The sequence below is a fragment of the Pseudomonas sp. Irchel 3E13 genome (assembly GCF_900187455.1).
Taxonomy (GTDB): domain Bacteria; phylum Pseudomonadota; class Gammaproteobacteria; order Pseudomonadales; family Pseudomonadaceae; genus Aquipseudomonas.
The window spans coordinates 129,615-146,961 of record NZ_FYDX01000013.1 but is presented as its reverse complement, the minus strand read 5'-3'; the positions used below and the strand labels follow the sequence as shown (position 1 = coordinate 146,961).

Sequence of the window (17,347 nt, the reverse complement as noted above, 5' to 3'; positions counted from 1 at the left end):
TTTCCAACCACTCCATTAATTTCATTTCGCTATGAAAAACCGGCACTTATCGCGGCTTCTTATAGGTTTGCGTACAGTGTTTTTGTGAAGTCGATCACACTGCTGGCTAATGGCTATTTTGCTGCTCTACACTCCTTCGCCAGGACGCTCATCCACCTATCTGGCAGGCGGAACATGGACAAGGAAAAGCCCGTGTCACAAGAACAGGTTTCACCCGAGCAACGCGCGCAATACCGCGCCGAACATGCGCGGATCGGCACACGCCGCAGCTTGCTTGGCCTCGCCAACGAGAAAAAGGCGCACTGGGCCGTGGCGCTGTCCGGTGGCGGCATTCGCAGCGCGACGTTCTGTCTGGGGGTGCTGCAGTCGCTGGCTCGGGCGAAAGCGCCGGGTGCGGACGACGACAAGGACAAGCCGCGCAACCGCCTGATCGCCCAGTTCGATTACCTGTCCACCGTCAGCGGTGGTGGTTATCTCGGCTCGTTCTTCGGCAGCCTGTTCCTCCCGGACCGCCTGCGCAAAACCGACGAGGCGCCAGTCGCCAGCCCCCCGGAAGTCCAGGCTGCCGACACCGCCTACAAAGTGCTCGACTACGAACCGCCGGGTCGCATCCATACCAGCATCGATTACCGCACCTCGCCGCCAGGGGAAGCGCCGCTGGCCTGGCTGCGGGAAAACGGCCGTTACCTCACCCCCGGCGGCTCCGGCGATATCTTCTATGTACTGGCGTTGTCGCTGCGCAACCTGCTGGCTCTGCATGTGGTCATTGGCCTGCCACTGCTGTTCACCTTCGCAGCGGCCGTGCTGTTGCAGGCGTATATCTCCAGCAGCGTGATCTGTTCGCCGGTTGCCGCCTTGCTGCCAATGAGCGTGGTGCAACTGCTCTGCGGCTCACTGTGGTGGGTGCCGGGACTGCTGACGGTGGTGGCGGTGATCCCGCTGATGGCGGCGTTCTGGATGGTGTATTTCCAGAAAAACCAGGACGAACGGGTGCACCTGTTCAACTGGTCCACCGTGCTCTCGTTCGCGGCGGGGCTGATGTTCTTCGTCCTGGCCTTCGCCCCTTGGGGCATGGACGGTGACTTGCGGGCCATTCTGGTCGGGCTCGGCGTTGTCAGTTGGCTGGGGATTGCCTATGCCGTGTGGATCGGCCTGTCGCTGAAGCACAAGCGCGACCGCGACGAAGCCATGGCCCGTAACGACTGTGTGCGCACCTACCGCGTGCTGGTTACCCGCTACCTGAGCCAGGCACTGATTGCGGTGCTGGTTGCCAGCTTCTACGCCCTGTTGCCCTGGCTGACCGAGTGGATCTACAACAGCGAGCAGCGCGGTCCGCTGATCTCCTCCACCGCCCTGCTGCCGGTGCTGATTGCCGTTGTTCGCGGCCTGTCCGCGTTCAGCGACGACAAAGACATGCCGAGCTGGTTGGGCCGTCTGCCGATGAGCGTGATCGCCGGCGCAGCCGGGGTCACCATCTTCATGCTGGTCGCGGTGCTGTGGGGCTTGCTGGTGCAGTTCGTGCGTTACCAGGGGCTGGAAAACGACGCCCTCACCCGCCTCTGGGTGCTGGTGCCGGTGACAGCGATCCTGGCCTTCGGCACGGGCCGCTTTATCGGCTTCCTCAACCAGTCTTCGTTGCAGTCGTTCTATTCCAGCCGGCTGGCCCGGGCCTACCTCGGCGCTTCCAATGGCCGGCGTTTCGACGGCGCGACCCGCAAGATCCGCAAGCAGCGCATGAGCGTCGCCGAAGCGCTGCCCGGCGATGACGTGGCGATCGAAACCTACTACGGCACCACCACCTGCGCGCCGGTGCACCTGATCAACGTCACCATGAACCTGACGGTCGACCCGGCCGAGCAACTGGTGCAGCGCGACCGCAAAGGCAAACCACTGTGCCTGGCGCCCAGTGGTCAACCGGGTTTGGCCAGCGTCAGCTACATCCTCGATGGCGACCCGCGTCAACGTGGTACCCAGCAACGCTGGATCGCCAGCGAAATCTACCAGCCGCTGGGTCTGGCGCACTGGGTCGCCACTTCCGGCGCTGCGTTTTCCACGGGGTTGGGGCGTGCCACCAGCCTGGGTACCTCACTGGCCTTCGGCCTGACCAACGTGCGCCTGGGCAGCTGGTGGCCGGCGAACTTCCTCGAAGATGATGAAAAGACCGGTGGGACACGCGTCTGGCGCGACAAGGGCTGGGCCACGACCTTCCCGACCCAGACCTACCTGTTCTATGAACTGACCGCCCACTTCCACGGCCTGCGCCGCGACTTCCAGTACCTCTCGGACGGTGGTCATTTCGAGAACACCGCGACCTACGAACTGATTCGTGAAGGCCGCAATGTCGAGCTGATCGTGATGTGCGACTGCGGCGCCGACCCAACCTACAAGTTCGACGACCTGGCCAACCTGATCCGCCTGGCGCGCATCGACCAGGCGCTGGAGATCAGGCAGGACATGGACGTGCTGGGCGACCCGGTGCTGGGCCCCTACTTCGGCCTGCCGGAAAACTTCGCCGCGCCGGGGCCGGGCGACAGCCTGCGCTGCGCCATGCTGTTCAACGTCAGCAACCAGAAAGGCCAGCGCACCGCACGCATTCTGCTGCTCAAGCCCAACGTCGTCGCCGGGTTGCCGGTGGACGTGATCAATTACGCCAGCGAACACCCGACCTTCCCCAACGAAAGCACGGCCAACCAGTTCTTCGATGAAGCCCAGTTCGAGAGCTATCGGCAGTTGGGGTTGCAGACCGGGCAACGGTTGTTCGGGGATGGCAAGTCGGGCTCGGGTGTCGCGGATGCGTTGTGGGCGTATTTGGCGAGGTAGTGTCGGCCAGCATCTTGCAGGCCATCGCAAACCATCGGCCACTCGCGATCCTGTAGGAGCGGCCCATCGCGGCTAACGGCCGCTCCTACAGGTTTTGCGTCGTTTACACGGCCGTGGTGTCAGGCCACCACCGACCAGGCAATCGCCGACAAGGTCACCAACCCCACCAGCACCACGAACACGTTCGACACCTTGCCCGAGTATTTGCGCAGCGACGGCACTTTGTTGATCGCGTACATCGGCATCAGGAACAGCAGGCAGGCAATCACCGGGCCGCCCATGGATTCGATCATGCCGAGGATGCTCGGGTTGAGGGTCGCGACGATCCAGCAGGTTACCACCATGAACAGCGCCGTCAGTTGCTCCAGGCGCTTGGCCGACAAGCTCCGGCCGCGACCACGCAGGCCTTTGACGATCAGGCCCTGGAAACCTTCGCTGGCACCGATGTAATGGCCGAGGAAGGATTTGGTGATCGCCACCAGCGCAATCAGCGGCGCGACGAAGGCGATGACCGGAGTCTGGAAGTGGTTCGCCAGGTACGACAGGATCGAGATGTTCTGCGTCTTCGCCGCGCCCAGGTCGGTCGGCGACAGGGCCAGCACGCAACTGAAGCAGAAGAACATCACCGTCAGCACCATCATCAGGTGCGACAGCGCGAGGATTCGCCCGCTCTTCTCATCCGCCTGCTCGCCATAACGGCGCTTCTGGCTGACCGCGAAGGCCGAGATGATCGGCGAGTGGTTGAACGAGAACACCATCACCGGAATCGCCAGCCACAAGGTCTTGAAGAACAGCCCCGGCGCCATGCCCTCGGCCGCCTGGGCGAAGAACGCACCGTTCCAGTTGGGGATCAGGCTCAGGGCCAGCAACAGCAGCGCCGCCACGAACGGATAGACCAGCAGGCTCATCACCTTGACGATGATGCCCTGGCCGCAACGCACCACGATCATCAGGCCGCAGATCAACAGCAGCGACAGCAGCGCCCGCGGCGGCGGCGCGATGTGCAACTGGTGTTCGAGGAAGTTGCCCAGGGTGTTGGTCAGCGCAACGCTGTACACCAGCAGGATCGGGAAGATCGCCAGGAAATACAGCAAGGTGATCATCGCCCCCGCGCCGGCACCGAAGTGTTCTTCCACCACTTCGGTGATGTCTTCGTTGCCGCCCTTGCGCCCGGACAGGACGAAGCGGGTCAGGCCACGGTGGGCAAAGAAGGTCATCGGGAACGCCAGCAAGGCCAGCACCAACAGCGGCCAGAAGCCGCCGACGCCGGCGTTGATCGGCAGGAACAGGGTACCGGCGCCGATGGCGGTACCGTAGAGGCCGAGGGTCCAGGTGGTGTCGTGACGGCTCCAGCCCGTTTCACGCGCAGCAGCGCTAGCCGCGACACCGAGGTTCGTGGTGTTTACATCAGTCATTGATTACGCCTTGTAGTTGTTTTTGTCGCCTATGAATAACCAGGGTGGCGCGTTAGCGATCCGCGCCAAGGGGTTCAGCATTCAACAAAGCTGACGGCCAGGCCGCCGCGGGAGGTCTCCTTGTAGTTTTCATGCATGTCGGCGCCGGTGTCGCGCATGGTGCGGATCACCCGGTCCAGGGAAATGAAATGCTCGCCGTCGCCGCGCAGGGCCATTTGCACGGCATTGATCGCCTTCACCGCAGCGATGGCGTTGCGCTCGATGCACGGCACCTGGACCAGGCCGCCGACCGGGTCGCAGGTCAGGCCGAGGTTGTGTTCCAGGGCAATTTCCGCCGCGTTCTCCAGTTGCGCCGGGGTGGCCCCGAGCACATCGGCCAGGCCCGCCGCGGCCATGGCGCAGGCCGAACCGACCTCGCCCTGGCAGCCGACCTCGGCGCCGGAAATCGAGGCGTTTTTCTTGCACAGAATGCCCACCGAGGCGGCGGCCAGGAGGAAGTCGACGACATCGTTGTCGCAGGCTTCGGGGTTGAACTTCATGTAGTAATGCAGCACCGCCGGGATGATCCCCGCCGCGCCATTGGTCGGCGCGGTGACCATGCGCCCGCCGGCGGCGTTTTCTTCGTTGACCGCCAGGGCGAACAGGTTGACCCACTCCATGGCGCTCAAGGTCGAGCCGATCACGTTGGGTTTGCCCAGCTCCTGCAGACTGCGGTGCAGTTTGGCGGCGCGGCGCTTGACGTTCAGCCCGCCCGGCAGGATGCCTTCGTTGCGCAGGCCGTTGACCACGCACTCCTGCATCGCCGCCCACAATTGCAACAGGCCGCTGCGCACCTCGGCTTCTTCGCGCCAGGCCAGTTCGTTGGCCATCATCAACTGGCTGACCCGCAGCCCGTGACGCTTGCACAGCGCGAGCATTTCTTCGGCGCTGGAGAACTCATATGGCAGTTGCACTGTGTCGGCGCCGCCGCCCGCTTCAGTCAATTGCGCGGCCTCGACGATGAAGCCGCCGCCCACCGAGTAGTAGGTTTGCTGCAGCAGCAGGCCGTTGTCGCCGCTGGCTTCAAGCGTCATGGCGTTGGGGTGATAAGGCAGGCTTTCATTCAGCAGCAGCAGGTCGCGCTGGCAATCGAAAGTGATCGGTTGGTCACCGCCAAGCATCAGTACGCTGGTGGCCTGCAATTGTTCGATGCGCGGGCCGATGCTCTGCGGATCGATGCGGTCCGGCCACTCGCCCATCAGCCCCAGCAGACAGGCACGATCGGTGGCATGGCCAACGCCGGTGGCCGACAGCGAACCGTACAGGCGCACCTCGACCCGGCTGACCTGGCCCAGCACACCCTGCCGGCGCAGCGCCTCGACAAAGGTCGCGGCGGCGCGCATCGGGCCGACGGTATGGGAGCTGGACGGACCGATGCCGATTTTGAACAGATCGAAAACACTGATAGCCATGCTAATGCCTGCGTGCCCGAACGACGACGACCCTTTCGGTGCACGGTGAAAAAATTGAGAGGTGTCGCGAAGTTGGGCGATACTGCCGCGCCGCTCGGGCGATGACCAACGAAACTTTCTAAGCAAGGCTTTAGTAGGACTAAACGATGAGGCGACAAATGAACGGCCAGATGTACGTCTGGTTGCACGTGTTTTCCTGTGCGGCGCGGCACCTGTCGTTCACCCGCTGCGCCGAAGAACTGCACATCACCCCCGGCGCGGTGAGCCAGCAGATTCGCCAACTGGAAGAGCGCCTGGGCTTTCGCCTGTTCCTGCGGCGGGCCCGTGGCGTGGAGTTGAGTGCCGAGGGCCAGCGCCTGGCGCTGACCGTGCACGAAGCCTACGGCAACATCGATGCCGAGCTGCGCCGGCTGGATGCCGGGGAAATCCGCGGCACCTTGCGCGTGCGCTCGATCCCCTCGTTCCTTGCCAAGTGGCTAACGCCGCGCTTGCCGCGCCTGCAACAACGCTTTCCGGATATCCAGTTGCGCCTGGTGGCCGAAGACAGCAACCACTCATTGCACGAAGGCGATTTCGACCTCGCCATCGACCTCAACGACGGCAGCTACCCCGGCATGCACTCGACGCCGCTGCTGGACGAAGAAATCTTCCCGGTCTGCTCCCCCGCCCTGCTCCGCGGTCGGCCGCCGCTGCACGGGCCGAGCGACCTGGCGCATTACCCGCTGCTGCACGACATCACCGCCTGGCGCGGCAGCTCGGAGTACGCGGAATGGGAGTTCTATCTGCAAGCGATCGGCGCCGAGGGGCTGGACGTGCGGCGCGGGCACACCTTCAACCGCAACCACCTGACCATCGAGGCGGCCATCGCCGGGATCGGCGTAGCGATTGCCCGGCGCACCCTGCTCAACGACGAGCTGGAACGGGGCACGCTGATCGTGCCGTTCGGCTCGCCGGTGTCCAATCACAAGCGCTATGTGTTGCTGTACAGCGCCGGAACCCTGGCCCACCCGAGTGCACGGGCGGTGCATGACTGGCTGGTGGAGGAAGCGCAGGCGTTTCGGTCGCTGTACGAATGACGGCTCTGCTGATGGAGCGAGCGTACGCGCGTCATCAAGATTTCGATTTGATCTAAGGCGAAAGGCCCCTCGCCTGCGGTGTTGGCTTTACTTGTAAAAAGTCCCGCTTGGGTGGCGCTGTATCCGAACCGTTTCAATCACCCGATCGCCGCCTGATCCGTTGAGACTTGCTCATGACCAGATCCCTTCATCAGCACACCCCTTCTCTCACGGTCGTTGATCCACGCGGGCTATCGGTTCGTACCATTGCTTACTACCGACAGACTGTTGAAGACGTCGTCGCCAAGCGCGTCCATCGCCAGGTGTTCAACGTCAATGGTCATCTACACCAACAATGGGATCCGCGGCTACTTGCGCTGAGAGAGGTTCAGGCGGGTGTGCAACCCAACCAGGCCATGCTCTGTAGCCTCAGTGGGCAAGTGTTGCAGACAGAGAGTGTCGACGCCGGCTGGCGGCTGGTCTGCAATGACGCTGCCGGGTTGCCGCGGGAGAGCTGGGACGGCCGCGAAACCCATCGACGCCACGACTACGATGAGCTCATGCGCCCGTTGAAGGTGTTCGAACAATGCCCCCAGGATGTCGTCGAGCATTGTGTGGAGCGCTTCACCTATGCTGGAGCCAGCGAGGAGGACGCGCGTGATAACCGTTGCGGCCAACTGATTCGCCACGATGATCCCGCCGGCAGCTTATGGCATGAACGTTTCGGGCTAGCCGCACAGCCACTGACCGAAACACGTCGCTTCTGCAAATCGCTGACGCTTCCGCGCTGGCCTGAGTCGGAAGCGGATCTGGAAGATACCCCTTACACCACCCGCTGGCGTCACGATGCGCTGGGCGCTGTCGTCGAGCAAACCGATGCCCTTGAGCATGTGCGGCGTTTCAAGGTCAATGTCCTGGGCCAAACCTGTGCATCCTGGCTGGACGCTGTAGCGGTGCTCAAACACACGACTTACAACGCCTCTGGCCAAATAGAAATTGAGCAGGCAGGCAATGATGCGATCACCACCGCGTGTTATTCGCCGGTGGACGGCCTGCTGTGTAGCCTGAAGACCCAAGGCGCGGGAGGCAAAACGCTGCAGGACTTGCACTACCAGTTCGACCCGGCAGGCAATATCCAGCGCATTGAAGATCTCGCCCAGCCGGTGCAATGGTTTGCCCGGCAGCGTATTCAGGCAGTGAGTCTCTATACCTATGACACGCTCTATCAACTGACCAGCGCTACCGGTCGTGAAAGTGCCAGCCAGACCGTGGGGCCGGGTCTTCCGGAGCTGGAGCTCTTTGGCACGGTGGATGACAGTCGTTGGCGCAACTACAGCCAAACCTACACCTATGACTGCGCTGGCAACCTGATCCGGCTCAAGCACGATGCCGGCGCAGGCAACGCCTATGTCCGCGACATGGTGGTCGACGAGCGCAGCAACCGCGCCGTGTTCAAGGAGGGGGCGCCCATGGATTTTGCCAAGGCATTTGATGCCCATGGCAATCAACAGGCTTTGGCGCCGGGGCAGGTCATGCACTGGGATAGCCGCAACCAATTGCGCCAGGTCACTCAGGTGCAGCGCGATGAGCCGGGTGGTCAGGATGACGATGTCGAAACCTATGTCTATGACAGCAGCGGCCGTCGCGTGCGCAAGGTGCGCCGTTCCAAAACCCGCAGCGGCGAGCAGGTGAGTGAAGTGCGTTATCTGCCGGGGCTGGAGATTCACACGCGCACGGCAGGCGAACAGTTGCATATGGTGATTGCCGAGGCCGGTCGTAATGACGTGCGCTTGCTGCACTGGGAAGGCGGGCGGCCCAAGAAGGTTGATAACGATCAATGGCGCTACAGCCTGAGTGACCATCTGGGCAGTGCGACGTTGGAATTGGGCCAAGCCGGCGAACTTATCAGCCAGGAAAGTTATTACCCTTACGGCGGCACCGCTTGGTGGGCCGCGAAAAGTGCCATCGAAGCAAAATACAAAACAGTACGGTATTCAGGCAAAGAACGTGACGCGAGCGGGTTGTATTACTACGGCCTGCGCTATTATGCGCCGTGGTTAAGTCGCTGGATAAATCCAGACCCGGCGGGCGTTATTGATGGGCTCAATCTGTTTTGCATGGTCCTGAACAACCCGATCAGTTACACCGATACGGATGGACGAATGCTTCGATCGGTAAACCAGCCGACGACAAAAAAGGAAAACCAGCCCGACTTAAATACCCAGTCAGGCTCAAGTACCGTTATCCCTTTCCCGTCAGTAACGCGACCTGCCACGGAAGCGGCAGCCCCTGGTGGGTCGAGTGAAAGCAGAGCTGTCGATTTTTTTCGAGTCGATCTGGCCCCGCCCAGTGAGGTTCTGGCTCGGGGGTTTCGAGGCAATGATACCGAGCGGGTGCTCAAGGCTTTTGGTGATGACACGATATTCGTGGCTCAGGACCTTGAGGGCATCGATGCTTTCAGAGCCGAGATATCCGGTAAAAACCTGTTTGGCGATGCCAGAAAATACTATTTCGAAATGAAGATGATTGGCGGGTATGCCAGGGAGGTTCAGAAGCCGCTTCATTTATATAAAATCTCGCTCCCGGCGGAACACCCTCATTATGTGCTGAGTACCGCTGTGAGCGAAAAAGGCTTCGTTGAAACTGCTTTCGAGGCTACCAACAAGAAGGGTGTTGTGGCTGAGATAAAAGCAATCAGCGAAGCACTGTATCAATACAATATCGAGGCGTACCGCGCGACCCTTGAAGACTACGCGCAGAACTATAACGCAACTAAAGAAGTTCAAGTCAAAGGCCCCATACTGCCTGCGTTCATAACGCATATTACTGCGACTGAAGAGGCGTTCATGAGAAGAACCGCGGTGACGCCAAAAAGAGCGGGAGCGATGTGATAGCGGCACCTCGACGCTGTGACGCATCGAGGGTTCTTGGCGAACTTGATTCAGGTGGCCTCAGATACTCATCACCATCTGCCCGCTGTCCACCCGCAACTCGACACCGTTCACCGCCCGTGCCTCGTCGCTGGCGAGGAACAGCACGCTGGCGGCGACGTCTTCCGGCCGGCACATGCGGTTCATCGGGTCGCTGTCGATGGTCAGGCGCTCCGGGTCGAGGCCGGCCGGGAAGCCGCCGCTGGTCATGTCGGTCAGCACGCCGTCCGGGTGCAGGCTGTTGCAGCGAATCCGGTACTTGCGACGCCGACAGAACGCCGCCACCGAACGGGTCAGCGCCGCCACCGCGCCTTTCGAGGCGCTATAGGCCAGGTAATCGTCGCGTCCGGCCAGGGCGGCGATGGACGACAGGTTGATGATCGAGCCACCGCCGGCCTTCATCAGCCCGATAGCCTCGCGACAGCCAAGAAACACGCTGTCGGCGTTGACCCGCATCAGCCGGTGCCAGTCCTCCAGCGAGGTTTCCTCGATCGTGCCGGCGATCAGGATGCCGGCGTTGTTGACCAGGATATCCAGCCGCCCGAAGCGCTCGCGAACCTCAGCCATCAGTTGCTGCCAGCCCGCTTCGCTGCCGGCGTCATGGCGGAGGAACAGCGCGGCGTCGCCGATTTCGGCGGCCAGGGCCTGACCCGCGGCCACGTCGATATCGGCAATCACCACACGGGCGCCTTCCCGTGCCAGCAGGCGCACGCTGGCGCGTCCAATGCCCTTGGCGCCGCCGGTGACCAGGGCGATCTTGTCGTGGACCCGACCGGGTATTTTCTGTCGTAGCTCAGTCATGCGCTGGCCTCGTCGGCAAGTTGTGGTTGGCTCAGGGTTTCGCGGGCCGCGGCCTGTCCGGCGCGACGGCCGGAGAACACGCAATCGGCCAGCGACAGGCCGCTGATATACAAGTGCGAAGGAATCCCCACCGCGGCACGGCCGGCGGCGTACAAACCGGGAATTGGTTGCGCGGCGACGTCCAGCACCGCGCCACTCTGTTCATCGACCCGCAGGCCGCCGAGGGTCAGCGCGCCCAGCGGGAAGATCGGGTTGCCCACGGAAATGTCGCAAGCCTGGAACGGGCCTTTCTCCAAGGCCCGGCGCCCACCGCGGGATTTGCCGAACGGATCGCCGGCCTCTCCACGGGCCGCGGCATTGTTGGCCTGGACCGACTCGCGCAAGACCGCCGCATTCATCCCGGTGACCCGGGCCAGTTCATCGAGGCTTTTGCCCTTGCGCACCTTGAGCAGCATCAACGCCAGGGCCGGCACGCTCTGGAACCACCAGTAGCCGCCGAACAGCGCTTCGCGGATGGCCTTCCAGCGCAGCGGCGCATCCAGCACCAGCCAGGCGCGCCCGCCCTGCTCTTCCATCAACGGCTGGCCGAGGGTGGCGCCGTAGACTTCTTCGTTGCAGAAACGCCGGCCCTCGGTGTTGACCACGATGCCCTTGTGCCAACTGTACGGCGGGTTGATGAAGCGCCAGGCCGAGACCCGTTCCAGACGATCACTGGCGGCGCCGACACTGAGCCCCAGGCGCAGGCCGCTGCCGTCACAGCCGGTGGCGCCGACCTTGAAGTTGCGGCGGAATTTCGGCGCGTGCTGGGCGATCAGCTCGCGGTTGAAGATGAAACCGCCGGTGCTGAGGATCACCGCCTTGCTCGCATGCACCAGCACCGGCCGGGCGAAATCGCGCTCCAGCTTGCTGGCGCGCTGGCGCAGTTTGTCGCAGTAGCCAGGCGCGAAATTCTGCAAGCGCTCGGCGCGTTCGATCCATTTCGCATGCAGCATGGCCTGCTCGCTGCCCGGCGGCAGGCGCCAGAATTCGGCGCCGATCACCCGGCCGCTGCCGTCGAGCACCAGGCGTTTGGCCGCCGCCTGCAGCAGCGTGCGCACCCCGGCCTTGAGGCACGCGCTTTTCAGGTGGGCATAGAGCACCGCGCCGCACTGGCCCTTGCCGGCGGTGCGGTGACCGCGCGGGGCCGGCGGATTGGCGCCGCCGTAGAGCGGCACCAGCTCGTTGCCGGAGTAGTACAGGTAATAACCGTCCTGCGGGTAGGAGGTCTTGCCGCCTGGCGGGACTTCGTGGGAGTACGGCGCGCCATGGCTTTCCAGCCATTCGAGGTTGGTCACGCTGTCATCGCAGAAACGCCGCAGGGTTTCATCGCTGATCACGCCCTGGGTTTCATGCTTGAGGTAATCGAACATGGCTTGCGGGCTGTCGTTGTAGCCGGCGGCGCGCTGCTGGCGAGTGCCACCGCCGGCGTACACCACGCCGCCGCTCTTGGCGCTGGCACCACCACCGCAGAAACGATCGGCCACCAGCACATCGGCGCCTTCGGCCCGCGCCTGCAAGGCGGCGCAGGCACCGGCCGCGCCCCAGCCGAGCACCAGCACTTCGCATTGTGCGTCCCACTTCAGTGCCGAACGACCGTCCACCTGCAACGGCGGCAGGATCGGTGTCACGCATCCCTTTTCGGTGCTCATGAGGCCGCCCTCGCCAGGTGGTTGGCGGCGACATAACCGAAGGTCATGGCTGGGCCGAGGGTGCCGCCGGCGCCCGGATAGCTGGTGCCCATCACCGACGCCGAGCAGTTGCCGATGGCGTACAGGCCGGGGATCGGCGTGCCGTCGTCGCGCACCACCTGAGCATGCTCGTTGGTCAAGAGGCCACCCTTGGTGCCGATGTCGCCGGCGTCCAGGCGCATGGCGTAGAACGGCCCTTTGCGCAGCGGCGCCAGGCACGGGTTGGGCTTGATATTGCAGTCGCCGTAATAGCGGTCGAAGACGTTGCCGCCCCGGTCGAAATCGACATCGACCCCGGTGCGCGCGTAGTCGTTGACCTTGCTCGCGGTGGACGCCAGGCCCTCGGCATCGACGCCGATCTGCCGGGCCAGATCGGCCAGGGTGTCGGCCTTCCAGTACAGGTTGTTCAGCCATTCCTTGCGCAAGCGACTGTCGGGCATGACCTGGGCCGGCATCAGCGGGCCCATGGCGTAGTGAAAGCGGAAATGCGCATCGAAGATCACCCAGGCCGGCACGCTGCGCCCGCCGCTCTGTTGATTGTCGCGGTGCATGGCATCGACGAATTCCAGATACGGCGCGGCCTCGTTGACGAAACGCCGGCCCTGGCCGTTGACCACGATGGCGCCGGGGAAGGCGCGCTCGGCGAAGATCCCGCGGGGCTTGTCCTCCCCCGGCACGGCGATGGTCGGCGCCCACCAGGCCCAATCCATCAGCGCGGTGGCGGCGCCTTCTTTCATCCCGGCCAACAGCGCCGCACCCGTGTTGTTGCCGGGCGGCGTGGCGCTCCAGGTCATCTGGGTCGGTTTGGGCAGGTACTGTTCACGCAGGGCCTGGTTCTGCTCGAAACCACCGGAGCCGAAGATCACCCCGTGGCGAGCGGCGATGCGAATTTCCTGGCCGTCGCGATTGACCACGATACCGGCGACCTTGCCGTCTTCCATCAGCAGCTCGCGGAAATCGGTGTTGAGCCACAGCGGCACCTGGCGGTCCATCAGCGAGCGGCGCAACGACGCCACCAGCGAACTGCCGAGGGCGGCGCGGCGGTCGTATTTGCTTTTCTTACGCCATTTGAAATCGAGCTTGTAGCGCAGCATCAGGCCGAGCACCAGCAACCGCCAGCCGAAGCTGCGGGCCATGGCCTTGTGCGCATGGCGCGCGGTCCAGGCGATGCGGCCCATCAGCAGGGTCGAGGGCGATGGCTTGCGCAGGTTGTCCAGTTCGTCTTCGAGCAGGCTGGTGTCGAACAACTCCGGGTCGAGGGTCCGCCCGCCGGGCAGCGAGCCGGGCAGGTGCGGGTAGTAATCCGGGTATTTCGCCGCCACCGCGTAGCGCACACGGCTGTTGCGCGTGAGTGCTTCGATCATCTTCGGCGCGTTGTCGAGATAGGCTTCGAGGCGGGCCGGTTCGACGTGCTCGCCGGCGGATGCTTGCAGGTAGGTGCGTGCCAGCTCGCGGCTGTCGTTGCCGCCGTGGCGAGCGAAATAGTGATTGTTGGGGATCCAGATGCCGCCGCCGGAGATCGCCGAAGTGCCGCCGTACTTGTCGCTTTTTTCCACGATCAGGACACGCAGGCCGTGATCGGCGAGAAACACCGCCGAAGTCATCGCACCCGCGCCCGAGCCGACGACGATCACGTCGTAGGCGGATTGAGACTGAACTTGAGCCGTCATTGTTGTTATGCCATTAGCTGAGGTCAGGAAAGGCCGGCGGCGTGTGCGGCCGGCGGCTGATTCCATCTTCAGCGGGTGGCGGGGTGGGGATCATCGTCAAAGCGGACTAGGTGGGCCTTATCGCGAGCAAGCTCGCGATGGTCCACTCAGTTCTACATCACCGCCCGCCGCCCCACCCAAGGCCGGTCCTGCTCCAACTGGCTGGCAATCCGCAGCAACCCGTCTTCTCCGCCCAGCCGCGCGGTAAACATCATGCCCACCGGTAAGCCGCTGTCGCTCATGCCCAGCGGCAGGGAAATCGCCGGCTGGCCGCTGACGTTGGCGAGCACGGTGAAGCCGGCGCTGCCCATGGCCCGGTGGGCGTAGCTGTCCCAGCCCTGGTCGAGGGTCAGCAGGCCCATTTCAGGGGTCAGGTTGGCGGTGACCGGCGAGAGGATCAGGTCAAAGCGTTCGAAGTGCTTTTCCATCGCCGCGCCGATGTCTTCGAACGATTGTCGGGCGCGGTACAGCGCTTCGCCGTTGGCTCCCTTGGCCCGTTCCAGCACCACCTGGGTGATCTGCTCCAGATCCTGAGGAGTGGCGGCGCGGCCCAGCGCTTGCTCGCGGTCATGGACCAGGCTCAGCAACGCAGTGCCGATCACCGCGCCGTGGGCGCCGAACAGTTGCCGTGGGTCGATGCCGAGGTTCAGCTCTTCCACCTCATGACCAAGGCCGAGCAATTGCTTGATGGTCTGCTCCAGGGTTGCGGCGATTGCAGGATCCAGCGGTGCACCGGTCAACGACTGGCGGACCACGGCGATGCGCAGCTTGCCTGGATCGCGGCGCAGTTCCTCGACGTAGGGGCGTTCCACCGGCGCAGCCCAGTAAGCGCTGCCGGGCTCATGACCGTGACCGGCGTCGAGGAACAGCGCTGTGTCACGCACGCTGCGCGACACCACATTGCCGACACTGGCGCCGAACCAGCCCTCGAAATGCGCCGGGCCGCTGGGGGTGCGGTAGCGGCCGGGCTTCAGCCCGACCAGGCCGCAATAAGACGCCGGGATACGGATCGAGCCGCCGCCGTCGGTGGCGTGGGCCACCGGCACAATGCCCGCCGCTACCGCCGAGGCGGCGCCACCGGATGAGCCGCCGGCGCTGTGGCCGAGATTCCACGGGTTGCGGGTCAGACCCCAGGCCAGGGATTCGGTGGTGGTGGTCAGGCCGAATTCCGGGCAGGTGGTCTTGCCGAACGGCACCGCGCCGGCCCGCTCGTAACGGGCGATCAGGGTGCTGGTGAACGGTGCGGGCGGCGCGTCCTTGAACAGGCGGCTGCCGTTGCTGGTGGTCGTGCCTTGCAGGTAGGTGTTGAGGTCCTTGAGCAGCAGCGGCACCCCGGCGAGCGCGCCTTGGGCCTGATGGCCGGCGGCGCGGCGCTGGGCCAGCAGGTTGCGGGCGTAGTCCTCGTGCAGCATGTTCACCGCCTGCACCTTGGGGTTGACCAGCGCGTGGCGGGCCAGGGCCGCGTTGAGCAGGGTTTCCGGCGAAAGCTCGCCCTTGCGCACGGCCTCGGCCATGGCCCAGGCATCGAGGGATTGGTAGTCGCTGGCGGACAGATCGCCGGCCTGGACGCTGGCGAAGCGGCCGAGCAGGCCGATGCCGGCGGTGATGGCAGTGGCTTTGAGCACGGTGCGGCGGGGGATTTCGGTGGTCATGGAGGGCACCTTTTTAGTTATTAATGGTTTTAGGGGCATCGCGAGCAAGCTCGCTCCTACAAGGGGTGTGCGATGTGTAGGAGCGAGCTTGCTCGCGAAGCGGTCCCAGAAAATCTGTCAGGCAACATTGAACCGCGCCGAAAGCTGATCCAGCGCCCGCGCCAGTTGCTCCAGGTCCGCTGCCGCCACGGCGCTGCGCCCGGCACTCGCCGACAGCGCACCGGTACCCGCCGAGACATTCTCGACCCGCACGACCATCTCGCGGGTGACGCGGACCTGTTCGTCGATCACTGCGGCGATGGTGTCCACGCTGCGGATCACGTCGTCGGTGCCAGTGCGGATCTGCGCCACGGAATCACCGGCTTCGTGGGCCAGGTTGACGCCTTCGCGGACCCGCAACACCACGCGGCCCATACCATCGACCACGGCGCGAGTGCCTTCCTGGATGCGTTGCACGGTGATGTCGATCTCGCCAATGGAGCGCCCGGTGCGCTGGGCCAGCAACCTTACTTCATCGGCGACCACGGCAAAACCGCGACCCTGCTCCCCTGCCCTGGCCGCCTCGATCGCGGCATTCAGGGCCAGCAGGTTGGTCTGCTCGGCAATGTTGCGGATAACGTTGAGCACATCGCTGATTTCGGCAGAAAACACTTCCAGTTCGTGGATATGCACAGCGGTGTCGCTGATGACGTCGCTGATGCGGTTCATTTCCTGGGCCATGTCGCGGATGAAGCCTTCGCTCTTGCCCGAACGCCCCGCCGAGTGCTGGGTGATATCGCGGGACACGCCAACATGGTTTTCCACCTCGCCGATGGAGCCGGACAGGTGCTCCACCGCACTGGAAATGCCGCGCACCGCCTCGCTCTGCTGCTGGGTCGCCACCGACGCCAGTTCCGCCGACTCGGCGAGGTGCGCCGCCTCGCGGCTGACCCGCTGGACCAGTTCGCGCATCTGCGAGATCAGGCCGTGCAGGCTGTCGCGCATGGCGGCGGTGTCGCCCAGCATCAGGGCGAATTCATCGCGGCCATGGATCACGATCGGCTGCGACAGGTCGCCACCGGCAATCGCGCGCATGCTCGCCGAGGCCTGGCCGAAGGCGCGGCGCAAGCGGCTCAGGGTGGTGAGCGCGGTGGCGCTGCCCACCACCACTCCGACCACGCCCAACAACAAATAGGCCAGAACGGTGCGCTGGTAACGCTGCTGCGCCGCCTCATACGCCTGCTCCGCCGCGGCCTGTTGCAGCGCCTGCAACTTGCCCAGTTCGACGCCGGCGGCGCTGCCGGCCGGTTCCGCCACGCGCAGGAAGGAAATAATCCCCGGCAGGCGGAAATCGCCGGCGCGCAGCGACTCCAGCAGGATCGTCAGTTCCTCGACCCAGACGGCGTAATGGCTTTCGAATGCCTCGGCGACCTGCTGTTCCTCGGCGCTCAGGTCGCGTTGGCGGTACTCGTTCCAGCGCTGGGTCACGGCCTGGCCGTTGGCTTCGATGGTGCCGAGGGTGACTTCCACCGAGCGGTCGAAGGCCGCCATCAGCGGTCCTTCCGGATCCTGCAGGACCGCCAGCAACGCCTGTCGCCGGCTTTCATCCAGGCGGTGCTGGATCTCGCCGAAGGTGAGCAGGGTCGCCAGGTTGTCTTCGTTAATGGTGCGCAGGCTGTCGCGCGCCTGTTGCAGCCCGTAGACGCCGAAACCGACGGCGGCAACGAACAGCAAGGTGGCCAGCAGCGCCCATATCCACAGGCGCTGAGCGATGGTGATGGCTTTGAACACGGTCGTTCCTCGCCCGG

At 64.1% G+C, this 17,347-nt stretch carries 10 protein-coding genes; 3 read left to right on the top strand and 7 right to left on the bottom strand.

The window, feature by feature from the left end:
* Nucleotides 1-192 precede the first annotated feature (192 nt).
* Nucleotides 193-2,820 carry a hypothetical protein gene (locus CKW37_RS22720; protein WP_256587838.1) on the top strand — a complete coding sequence of 876 codons (2,628 nt, stop codon included), beginning with the start codon at nt 193-195 and terminating at the stop codon, nt 2,818-2,820.
* Between the two features lie 119 nt (nt 2,821-2,939).
* Here the strand turns inward: CKW37_RS22720 and CKW37_RS22715 are convergent, their stop codons facing one another.
* Entirely contained in the window at nt 2,940-4,235 is a 1,296-nt protein-coding gene (locus CKW37_RS22715) for a serine/threonine transporter (RefSeq protein ID WP_095158507.1), read from the bottom strand.
* 74 nt (nt 4,236-4,309) lie between these two features.
* Nucleotides 4,310-5,686, bottom strand: a complete 1,377-nt coding sequence (locus CKW37_RS22710) for an L-serine ammonia-lyase (protein ID WP_095158506.1) — start codon at nt 5,684-5,686, stop codon at nt 4,310-4,312.
* Between the two features lie 146 nt (nt 5,687-5,832).
* Here CKW37_RS22710 and CKW37_RS22705 point away from each other — a divergent pair, with 146 nt between their 5' ends.
* Both CKW37_RS22705 and CKW37_RS22700 read left to right on the top strand, forming a co-directional pair.
* Nucleotides 5,833-6,762 carry a LysR substrate-binding domain-containing protein gene (locus tag CKW37_RS22705; protein WP_095158505.1) on the top strand — a complete coding sequence of 310 codons (930 nt, stop codon included), beginning with the start codon at nt 5,833-5,835 and terminating at the stop codon, nt 6,760-6,762.
* 173 nt (nt 6,763-6,935) lie between these two features.
* Nucleotides 6,936-9,632 carry an RHS repeat-associated core domain-containing protein gene (locus tag CKW37_RS22700; RefSeq protein WP_095158504.1) on the top strand — a complete coding sequence of 899 codons (2,697 nt, stop codon included), beginning with the start codon at nt 6,936-6,938 and terminating at the stop codon, nt 9,630-9,632.
* Nucleotides 9,633-9,692: 60 nt separating this feature from the next.
* Here CKW37_RS22700 and CKW37_RS22695 read toward each other — a convergent pair whose 3' ends face one another.
* From CKW37_RS22695 to CKW37_RS22675, 5 genes are all read right to left on the bottom strand, one after another.
* Entirely contained in the window at nt 9,693-10,472 is a 780-nt protein-coding gene (locus CKW37_RS22695) for an SDR family oxidoreductase (protein WP_218241345.1), read from the bottom strand.
* Nucleotides 10,469-12,160, bottom strand: a complete 1,692-nt coding sequence (locus CKW37_RS22690) for an FAD-binding protein (protein ID WP_095158503.1) — start codon at nt 12,158-12,160, stop codon at nt 10,469-10,471. The genes CKW37_RS22695 and CKW37_RS22690 overlap by 4 nt, the downstream gene beginning before the upstream one ends.
* Nucleotides 12,157-13,869 carry an FAD-dependent oxidoreductase gene (locus CKW37_RS22685; protein WP_095158502.1) on the bottom strand — a complete coding sequence of 571 codons (1,713 nt, stop codon included), beginning with the start codon at nt 13,867-13,869 and terminating at the stop codon, nt 12,157-12,159. Before CKW37_RS22685 ends, CKW37_RS22690 begins: the two co-directional genes overlap by 4 nt.
* Before the next feature lie 152 nt (nt 13,870-14,021).
* Nucleotides 14,022-15,560 carry an amidase gene (locus CKW37_RS22680; protein ID WP_256587837.1) on the bottom strand — a complete coding sequence of 513 codons (1,539 nt, stop codon included), beginning with the start codon at nt 15,558-15,560 and terminating at the stop codon, nt 14,022-14,024.
* A gap of 117 nt (nt 15,561-15,677) precedes the next feature.
* Nucleotides 15,678-17,330: a methyl-accepting chemotaxis protein gene (locus CKW37_RS22675; RefSeq protein WP_095158500.1), complete on the bottom strand. Its 1,653-nt coding sequence runs from the start codon at nt 17,328-17,330 to the stop codon at nt 15,678-15,680.
* Nucleotides 17,331-17,347: the final 17 nt, after the last annotated feature.